Genomic DNA, 10,005 nt, shown 5'->3' with positions numbered 1-10,005 from the left:
CATGCAGTTCAGCTCGTCAACATAGTCGATGTTGCTGTAAATATGCTTAAGCTTCTTGAAAGTCAGCTATCGCTGTGCGCTATAAAAACCGATTTTGAAAATGTACCGCCTATTTATTGTAATTTAGCTTCAATTAATCAGCTTTTTGTTAATTTACTCATTAATGCCCGAGAAGCCTGTGAGCATAATGACACCAAAGGGTGCATTGTTGAAGTGCGTGTTTTTGAACAAAATAGCTTTATTTGTATTGAGATAAAAGATAACGGTTGTGGCATGACAAACCATGTACAAGAACAGATGTTTGACCCTTTTTTCACGACCAAAGAAGTAGGAAAAAATAGTGGGATGGGGCTAACGCTTGTGCACTCAATAGTGCAAGAACACGCAGGAAAGATACAAGTTAACAGCATAATAGAGACAGGTACGTCCATTTTATGCTCACTCCCCTTAAAAGAATAAGTTAATAAATAAATACTCATTGTAAACAGTTTGTTAAAAATGTATTTTGTAATTTTAATTCCTTGTTTGCATTAATTTTAGCCTTTTTGGTGTATTTTTTTTCTTAAGTTGAACTTTATTTGCATACTTAGGCCTTTAATTTAAAATTTTTCATTTCTTTTTATTTGCTAATGTTGCTAGGATGTTCCTCATTGGCGATGCTAAATCGCCAAATAAACTATAAGAACACACATAAACAGGGTCGTCACTATGTCAACATATCGTTTAAATACACTTGCAGCGGCAGTTGCATTTGCAGTATGCGCACCAGGCGTTGTTATCGCGCAAGAAGCCCCCGTTCAAGCTGCTAAAAATATTGAACAAATATCTGTATTAGGCTCTCGGGTGTCTAATCGCACCTCAACAGAGTCATCTTCACCAATAGATTTAATAGACTCAGATGATTTAAATAAAGGCGGTTACACTGAGCTTGGCCAAAGCCTACAAGCTACAGCACCGTCATTTAACTTTTCGCGTACGCAGGTGTCAGATGGTTCTGACTTATTTAGACCTGCTACACTTCGTGGTTTACAACCCGATCAAACGCTGGTATTGGTCAATGGTAAACGCCGTCATAATCAATCTATTTTTGGTCTTAATGGGACGGTTGGTGCTGGTGCTGCCGGTACCGATATGAACGCAATTCCGTTAACTGCGCTTAAAGGCGTTGAAGTACTTCGTGATGGCGCAGCGGCAAAATATGGCTCCGATGCAATAGCGGGTGTAATCAACTTATCACTTAATAATTCAACAGGTGTAACAACGGGCTTTGTTCAGTATGGCGGCACAAGCGAAGGCGACGGCGACACAGTTACCGCAGGTTTAAACCGTGGTTTTGAGTTAGGTAACGAAGGTGGTTTTATTAATTTATCACTAGAATACCGAGATGCTGACGGGACTAACCGTGCAGAACGCGATACGGGGGGGTCGTTAAATGTAGAGCCCGGAACGCTTTCAGAGGATGTTCGCTGGGGACAGGGTAACGCTGATAGCGAATTCACATCGCTGTTTTACAATATGGCACTGCCTGTTGGCGATAGCGAGCTTTACTCGTTTGGTGGGTTCTCAGAGCGAAGCGCGTTAGGTAATGGTTTTTATCGTAACTTTAACGAAGCGTCTAAAAACGTGACTCAAGTATACAGTGATGGTTTTTTACCGCGTATATACAATGAAGCACAAGATCTTTCGTTTGCAATAGGGTTTAAAGGGGATATAAACCCAGATTGGACTTACGATGTGTCGGCTGTATATGGTGAAAACCAATACGATTTTACCTCGCGTAATACCTTAAATGCGTCTTACGCTGCCGAGTACTTATTTAATAACCCTGATGCAAGCGATGCTGATATTGCAGCTAATGCAGGCCCAACCGGTGGCTATTCAGGTGGATTTAGATTTGATCAAACTACATTTAATGCTGATTTTAACGGCATTGTAGATATTGGTCGCAGTGAACCACTATACGTAACTATTGGCGCAGAATACCGAAAAGAAAATTACGAAATAGTACCAGGCAGCCAAGCGTCGTATGCTTGTGGTTTAGCTAATACTGATACTTCTTATCCGTCAGTCAATGACGAAAATCAATTTGCGCAGTGTGGATTTCAGGCGTATAACGGCCTACGCCCAGAAGCGGCAAATAATAGTGATCGAAATAGCTACGCGATATTTGTAGATGTAGAAACGATGATTACAGATGCATGGAACGTTAGTGGTGCACTTCGCTATGAAGACTTTTCAGATGCGGGTGACGATTTAATAGGTAAACTAGCGACACGTTACGAGTTTAATAATGACTTTGCTGTTCGTGGTGCGGTATCAACTGGCTTTAGAGCGCCTTCGCTTCAGCAAAGCGGTTATACAGCTTTTACAACCAACCTAGGGTCGGATGGCTCGTTAACTCAGTCGTTTACTGCTAACACAGGCACGGCATTTCCAAGTGCGTTAGGGGTTGATACTTTAGAGCTTGAGACTTCAACTAACTACAGCGCGGGATTTGTTTACGATGTAAGCAGCGAGCTTTCACTTACAGTTGACTTTTACCGTGTGGAAATTAAAGACCGCATAACGTTAGGAAGTTTGTTATCGGCTGACGACGTATCGTTTAGCCCAGATGCGCTTGCTGCGCTTCAAGCTACAGGCGCAGTACAGGCTAATTACTTCTCAAACTCCGTTGATTCTACTACACAAGGTGTTGATATTATTGCTTCGTATCGTACTGAGATCGACGGGGCTAATTTGGGTGTTACTTTTGCTGGTAATTTGAACGACACTAAAATTGATAACGTAAATGCAGAAGAAGGTATTCCAGAAGCGGTTGCCTTTGATGACTTACAACGTAGCTTTTTTACTGATGGACAGCCAAGTGAGCGTGCCACGCTGACATTTGATTATGCGCGCGACGCATATACTTCAACACTTCGTTTTAATTACTTTGGCGAAACCGATGTAAAATACTTTGGTAACGACCATATTTCATTACCGGGAGAGCTTTCTCCAACGGGGTCGTTTAAACCAACAAGTACAGTTGAATCAGCAGTGTTGGTTGATGTAAACGTAAGTTATGACATTAATGAGATGTTTACGCTTTCTGTTGGTGCCGACAACGTATTTGATGAAACACCCGATGAGTTAGGTGATGACGAAGTACTTAACTTTATTACCAATGGTGCGTTTAAATACCCTGTACGTGCATTGCCTTATGGCTTTGACGGGCGTACATATTATGCAAAAGTAAGCTTTGAATTTTAATTACTTGAGCTAAAAATTATTTAACCTGAACTCTGGTTAAGAGATATACCAACATATTTCATCATGATGATATTTAAGCTTATTTCTCTAGCAAGAGGTTTTCAGTGGAAACAAGGCGAATTTACGCGTCAATAGCTAGCCTATTTCAAGTAAATTCAACGCTGTTAGCGCTGGAAATAGCTGCTAGAGATAGATTTATTATCCAGTGTTCAGGTTACTACTAAGCGCAGTTATTTACTGCGCTTTTTTTATGTTTATTTATTATGAAAAAAGAGCGTTGTGTAATGATAAAAATACTTGCAAGCTTGAAAATTAGGCATACAATCGCCACTTCTTAAGGTTCTTATTGTTATAAATAGTTAGGAAATAAAATGGCTAAAAAATCGAAAAGCAAAGCCGCAAATAATAGCGCGGTAGACACCGGTCGGGGTGTTATTAATCATAATGCGCTGGCGGCTTTAGTAACCTCTAAAGTGTTTAAACCTCAAGTGGTAAAAGCTAAAAAAGGGAAAGGCTCATTTAAACGCAATAACAAACACGTAGGACGAGAGTCTTATTTAATCGCGGCTTAAATAGCACCGATCAAATAAGACTTTTAACTGCCTACTTTTTGCCGTAGCATGCGGGTAAGTGTGTTGTCTTTATCTATAATATGGTGCTTTAAGGCGCCCACGATATGTAAATTTAACGCGATAAGAAGTGCATTTGCTGTATGAGCTCTAGCCCGAACAAAGCACGTCTCAACCTTTTTGTAATTTATTGATCTTTATTAAAAATGCACAAAGAGAAGGGAATGAGGAGTAAATGAGAAGTGAAAGCTGTAGGCGCTAAGCTTGCTCGCGCAAGATGCTATTTTTTTCTCTAAAAGCGAAGCGTTTCTAAACCCTTTTGTGATTTATTGATCTTTAATACAAAAATGCACAAAGAGAAGTAAATGAGGAGCAAATGAGAAGTGAAAGCTGTAGGCGCGAAGCTTGCTCGCGCAAGATGCTATTTACTTCTCTAAAAGTGAAGCGTCTCTAAACCTCTTTGTGATTTATTGATCTTTAATACAAAAATGCACAAAGAGAAGAGAGAGGAGTAAACGAGCAGCCAAAGCAAATTAGTATAAGTTATCTGTATATGACCACCGAGTAAACCGAGGTGCTTCGCGCTACACATTGAAAACACCCGTATCGTTTAGTCACTTCTCTAGGTATTCTTCTTCGCTTCTCGGTGGTTCCCAGTTAAAGCGTTGCTTTTAAACGCCATCAAGCTGCGCGTCTTCAGCCCATTTAACTTATGCGGCTTACTTTTACTTTTATTTTTCCTGCATTGGCGCCATAAAAGCGGCTTAAGTCATTGGCGAAGGGACTAAATTCACCTGATTTAGTAATAGTCACCGTAGCGTCATTAGCTATTTTAAATAAAAATTCTTCGTTATTATTAATTGCACCAACTAATGAGAACCACTGAGCATCTGGAAGTCGTCTGAATGGTTCAAGTAATGCCATTGGAATTTCTTTAACGCCTAATTGCACGTCATCGCGATGCCATCCCATAGGTGTACACTTTATGCCGTCGTCAAACCAATGTTGATCAGGGTAGGGAGTAAAGCGATAGGTTGCACCTTGCTCGAGCATTAAGCCCGTTTTGTTATAAAATTCACTGGCAAATACCACCACATCTTGGCTTTGGCCAATACTTAATACGCTCATATTTTGGTTGGCAAGCGTAATGTGCGCACTTAAGCCGGTAAAACTTAAGGTGCTGTTGTCACTGTAGCTAACGTTGTATGACTGCTTTTTAAGTGACTCTGGACGGTAGCTAGTGAGCTTATTAATACGTGTAGTCACACTGTGGTGAACTAATGGCCTAATATTACTCGCTTCGTTATCCACCAGCACAAAGCACTCTCTATCTACCAGCTTAAAGAACGAGTTTAACCAAAAGTAATTTTGCTGGTGGCTAAGTGCAAGTGAGTCGGGGATAACAGTGAGATCGTCTTGTGCAATTAAATTACTATCTGGAAGAAGAGTTTTGTAGTTAATATCGTGACTTGTTAACAATGAAATAGCTAACGGCTGCTCAATAATCCACTCAAGTGCATAACGTAAGCAAATATCAGCTAAACCATCACGGTAGTATCCACCGCCAATGTCTGAATGCGCGCCTGCAAACCACAGTTCAGTAATGTTATTTTGATGGTTCATCAGCGTAGCCTCAAACGCACGGCGTTTTTCATCAAGTGCCACGCAGTGCAGTGCTTGTGAAATATTATTAGCAATGGTGTGGTTTTCAAAAATAACGTGCTCGGCGCCGCGTGTCGCTTTACTCACTTTTGATAAGCCAATTGAGGCCACGGTATCAAATACACATACGTACACATTATTACTAATCAAAGGTTCCAGAATTTTTGCAAAACGCCTAGCGAGAGCGCCACCTCGGCTAAAACCGGTAAGTAAAAGGGTATCGCCTAGTTGGTAATGCGTTTTAAAATCACGCATGGCTTGATTTAAAATACTGGCAACATCGTCACCACGTGGCGCTAAAGTTTGGTTTAAAATGCGTTTTAACCGGCTACCTTTAGTGCCAATACCTTGATAATAAAAGCTCAATTGTTGCGAGAAAGGTGTAGTGGGGGAACCATCAAGTTTGCCGCCTAATAATAAGTGCAGCTTAACAATGTTAGAAATACTACTGTCTTCTTTAAAATGCTCTGAGCTAAATTGGTCTGCGTCACGGGGCTCATTTCCTGTGCCATCAAAGTTAAAAACTAGTGTTTTTCCCGTCATTGCCTTATTCCCTAAGTGGTTTGTATAAATTTACATGGGAATTGTGAAAAATCAAAGACAGCGGTAATAAAAATTTATTAAATCTGCTTATTACCGCCATGGGTTATTTATTAATGCAATTTCATTTTAGGGCGCACTACACGCAGTACTTTTTCGCTTATCCATAACGCAAAGGTTTTTGCGCTACCGTGTATGGCGCGCTGGTGCATACGATACAGCGATATATACATAAAGCGGGCTATTTTACCTTCAATAAAAAAGGTGTTGCTGGTTAAGTTACCCATTAAATTACCGACTGTGCTGTAGCGCGATAAGTTAACGAGAGAGCCGTGGTCGCTGTATTTAAACTCGCTTAGCGGCTGGTGTTTAAGTGTTGCAATAAGATTTTTTTCAACACATTGTGCCATTTGATGGGCCGATTGCGCGCGTGGCGGTACAAGTTTTCCGTCTTCTTGGGTAAAGGCGCAGCAATCGCCAAGTACAAAAATGCTTTTATCTACGGTGCTTTGTAAAAACTTGTTTACTTGAATTTGGTTGCTTCGGGTAAGCTCAAAAACACCTAAGTCTTTAATAAAATCTGGCGCTTTTACGCCTGCCGCCCATACCATAATATCGGCATTAATATGTTCTTCGTCTTTTGTAATAAACCCTTGCTCTGTGGCTTCTTTTACTTGGGTTTGTTCTAGCACGTTTACGCCCAATTTTAACAGCTCGCGTTTGGCACTTACGGCAATACGCTCTGGTAATGCAGGTAAAATACGTGGACCGGCTTCAATTAAATGAATGTGCAAACGTTTAGACGACATGTTTGTAAGGCCGTAAAGCTTTAGTAATTCAGACACGTGATACAGCTCTGCCGAGAGCTCAACGCCTGTTGCGCCGCCGCCAACAATGGCAATATCAAGAGATTGTTGCTGGTTGTCGTCTTGATGAAGGCGGGTAAAGCTATCGAGCAAAGAATGCTGAAAACGCTCAGCTTGCTGGTTTGAATCTAAAAAGTAGCAATGCTCTTTTATGCCTGGGGTATTAAAGTCGTTACTTACACTGCCAATAGCAATAACAAGGTGGTCATAGCGTACTGCGCGTTTGGGCAAAATAGTGTGGCCAAGTTCGTCAAAAAGTGGTGCGAGAGTGATTGTTTTATTACTTTGGTCGATATTACAAAAGGTACCAAGTTGAAAATTATAATGATGTTTTGCGGCATGGGCAGAGTAAACTACGCCATCTAAATCGGGGTCAATAGAGCCTGTGGCTACTTCGTGCAGTAATGGCTTCCATATGTGGGTGCGGTTTTTGTCTATTAATAAAATTTCTGCGTGTTTTTTCTTTCCTAGTTTATGCCCTAATTGAGTTGCAAGCTCTAATCCGCCAGCGCCGCCGCCAATAACGACGATTTTAGGAGTGGTTATGTTCATGACTATGCCCTTAAAAATAATATACCCAAGCAATCTGTTTTATTATTTTTAAAATGACTTGGGTATCGAAAATTATTTTGGCAAAGCTCACTTTTATGGGGCTATAGTGTGCGCCTAAATAATGGATATGTCAGCAGTAAATCACCTAATTTACGGTATACTAACTTGCAAATACTTCATCTAGGCTGCATTTTTCTGTTATAGCCCTGTGTTATCAACGCCAAAAAGGACATTTTTATGAATACGCCGCTTTTACAATCACTTGAGCAACATTTTGGTTTTAACCAGTTTAGAGCAGGGCAGCAGCAAACTATAGAGCAGCTTTTAAATGGGCAATCGTCCCTTGCTATATTCCCTACAGGGTCGGGTAAGTCGTTGTGTTATCAGCTAACGGCTATGCATTTAGAAAACTTAACGTTAGTGGTGTCGCCATTACTAGCCTTAATGAAAGATCAAATTAGTTTTTTAAATAGCAAAGGTATTTACGCGGCAAGCCTTGATTCTAGCCAAGACCAAATGCAAAGCAGCACCGTAATGAACGATGTGCGAAATGGTAAAATTAAAGTGTTAATGGTGTCGGTAGAGCGCTTTAAAAACGAGCGATTTAGAGAGTTTATAAGCCAGGTTGCGCTGTCTATGCTGGTGGTAGATGAGGCGCACTGTATATCTGAATGGGGGCATAACTTCAGACCTGACTACTTAAAACTACCGCGATATCGCGAAGAGCTAAATATTCCACTAGTACTATTGCTTACCGCCACCGCCACTAAAAAAGTAAAACGCGACATGAGCGAGCGTTTTAATATTGCCCCTGAGTGCATTGTACAAACTGGCTTTTACCGCGCTAACCTCGATTTAAGCGTGCTAAGTGTAAAAACGGCTGATAAAAACACCGAACTTACAAACATAGTGCGTGCGCAAAATGGCCCAGGTATTGTGTATGTAACACTGCAGCAAAGTGCTGAGCAAGTGGCTAACACGCTAAGTGCGCAAGGTATTCAGGCGGTTGCGTATCATGCAGGGCTTGAAGATACACTCCGGTGGCAAATTCAAGATGATTTTATGGCGGGTAAAATTAACATAGTTGTAGCAACTATAGCCTTTGGTATGGGCGTTGATAAATCAGACATTCGTTTTGTTATTCATTACGATTTACCAAAATCGATTGAAAACTACAGCCAAGAAATTGGCCGCGCAGGGCGCGATGGCAACCCATCAAACTGCTACACGCTTGCTAATTTAGATGGCCTAAACACAGTAGAAAACTTTGTATATGGCGACACCCCTGAGCTGAGTGGCATTGAATATGTAATTAACGATATTCGCCAAGCCCAACAGCAATGGGAAATGCAAGAATACAGCCTTTCAAGCGAAAGTAATATTAGGCAACTGGCACTTAAAACATTACTGGTTCAACTTGAAATGCAAGGCGCAATTACGCCGCAGTACGCCTATTATGCCGATTTTAAATACAAGTTTTTGGTTGATAAAACCCAATTGCTTAGCCAGTTTGACGAGCAGCGCCAAGCTTTTTTAACGCAAATATTTAGCTATACTGATTTTAAAAAAATATGGGGCACGCTCAATTTTGACACCCTTACCCAAGCCGCGCAGGTTGACCGTAAACGGGTTGTGGCCGCGCTTGACTACCTAGCTGAAAAAAACCTTATAACGCTTGAAACCAAACGCATTACCCAAGTATATAAAGTGCATAGTGAAGTTATAAATAACCCAGAGCTTGCCCAGCAGTTACACCACTACTTTGCTGATAAAGAACAAGCTGAAATAAAACGAATTGCTGCTTTAGTGCGCTTTTTTGAGCTACAAACTTGCCTGAGTTATAACTTAGCGCGCTACTTTGACGACCAAAACGCGCCAGCGCAATGCGGGCATTGCAGTGTATGCCGTGGTAATGCTGTAAAACTAGAATACTCACTAGCGCCTGTAACTATTGCAGATGAGGTTATTTATCAAAAAGTAGATGAGTTTTTGGCGCATATGGCCACAAAGGGAGTTCATAACGTGGGTGTTGAAACCCAGTGCCGTTTTTTAGCGGGTATGAGCGTGCCATTGTTTGCTCGTAATAAGGTACGCCAACTTAGCGGATTTGCGCTTTGTGAGCAACAGCGGTATAGCGATATAAAAGCCACACTGCTTGGCAGATAGCCATTAAAGTAATGATCAAACCTGCATAATTATAAAAAATGTTAAATTTTTGTTTGTTTTTTCAGCGTTTAACTATACTCAACATGACTATTAAGGTCATATAAAACGAGGTGAACGATGAAACTGCAAAAATTGATGCTGTTAGGAGTGTTTATTTCAGGGACTAGTTACGCTGAAATTAATATTTCAGGCTTTGCAAGTATTAACGCGGGTAAAGTACTCAGTGGAAGTGGTGTGCCGCAATATGGTGTTGAGCCAACCTTTTTGGCTGACTACCCTAATGTGAGTGGCTACACAGAAGACTTATCTTTCTCTCCAGAGTCGTTAATTGGTATACAAGTGTCGGGGGATCTTGGTGAGGGCTTATCTGTCACAGGTCAAATTGTTGCCCGAGGTGTAAA

At 41.0% G+C, this 10,005-nt stretch carries 6 protein-coding genes and 1 pseudogene; 5 read left to right on the top strand and 2 right to left on the bottom strand.

The window, feature by feature from the left end:
- The 3 genes from BCG07_RS14855 to arfA all read left to right on the top strand — a co-directional run.
- Nucleotides 1–459, top strand: a 459-nt coding sequence (locus BCG07_RS14855) for a sensor histidine kinase (protein ID WP_286890863.1), incomplete at its 5' end; no start/stop codon positions are given.
- A gap of 249 nt (nt 460–708) precedes the next feature.
- Nucleotides 709–3,249: a TonB-dependent receptor plug domain-containing protein gene (locus BCG07_RS14850; RefSeq protein ID WP_286890860.1), complete on the top strand. Its 2,541-nt coding sequence runs from the start codon at nt 709–711 to the stop codon at nt 3,247–3,249.
- A 371-nt stretch (nt 3,250–3,620) separates the two neighbouring features.
- Nucleotides 3,621–3,821 (top strand): alternative ribosome rescue factor ArfA, encoded by a 201-nt coding sequence (gene arfA, locus BCG07_RS14845; protein ID WP_006793520.1) that lies wholly within the window; start codon nt 3,621–3,623, stop codon nt 3,819–3,821.
- Between the two features lie 702 nt (nt 3,822–4,523).
- Here arfA and BCG07_RS14840 read toward each other — a convergent pair.
- Complete coding sequence (locus BCG07_RS14840; protein WP_286890855.1) at nt 4,524–6,023, bottom strand: phospholipase effector Tle1 domain-containing protein; 1,500 nt, start codon at nt 6,021–6,023, stop codon at nt 4,524–4,526.
- Nucleotides 6,024–6,133: 110 nt separating this feature from the next.
- A complete protein-coding gene (locus BCG07_RS14835) occupies nt 6,134–7,438 on the bottom strand; it encodes an NAD(P)/FAD-dependent oxidoreductase (protein ID WP_286890853.1) in 1,305 nt (434 codons plus the stop codon).
- Nucleotides 7,439–7,675: 237 nt separating this feature from the next.
- On the opposite strand from BCG07_RS14835, the gene BCG07_RS14830 reads away from it, so the two are divergent.
- Nucleotides 7,676–9,604, top strand: a complete 1,929-nt coding sequence (locus BCG07_RS14830) for a RecQ family ATP-dependent DNA helicase (protein ID WP_286890852.1) — start codon at nt 7,676–7,678, stop codon at nt 9,602–9,604.
- A gap of 117 nt (nt 9,605–9,721) precedes the next feature.
- Nucleotides 9,722–10,005, top strand: a pseudogene (locus tag BCG07_RS14825) (porin); the annotation flags it as partial.

The sequence above is a fragment of the Pseudoalteromonas sp. ESRF-bin5 genome (assembly GCF_002632075.1).
Lineage (GTDB): Bacteria > Pseudomonadota > Gammaproteobacteria > Enterobacterales > Alteromonadaceae > Pseudoalteromonas > Pseudoalteromonas marina.
Note: the sequence above shows the minus strand (reverse complement) of the source record. Positions and strands in the feature narration are given on the sequence as shown.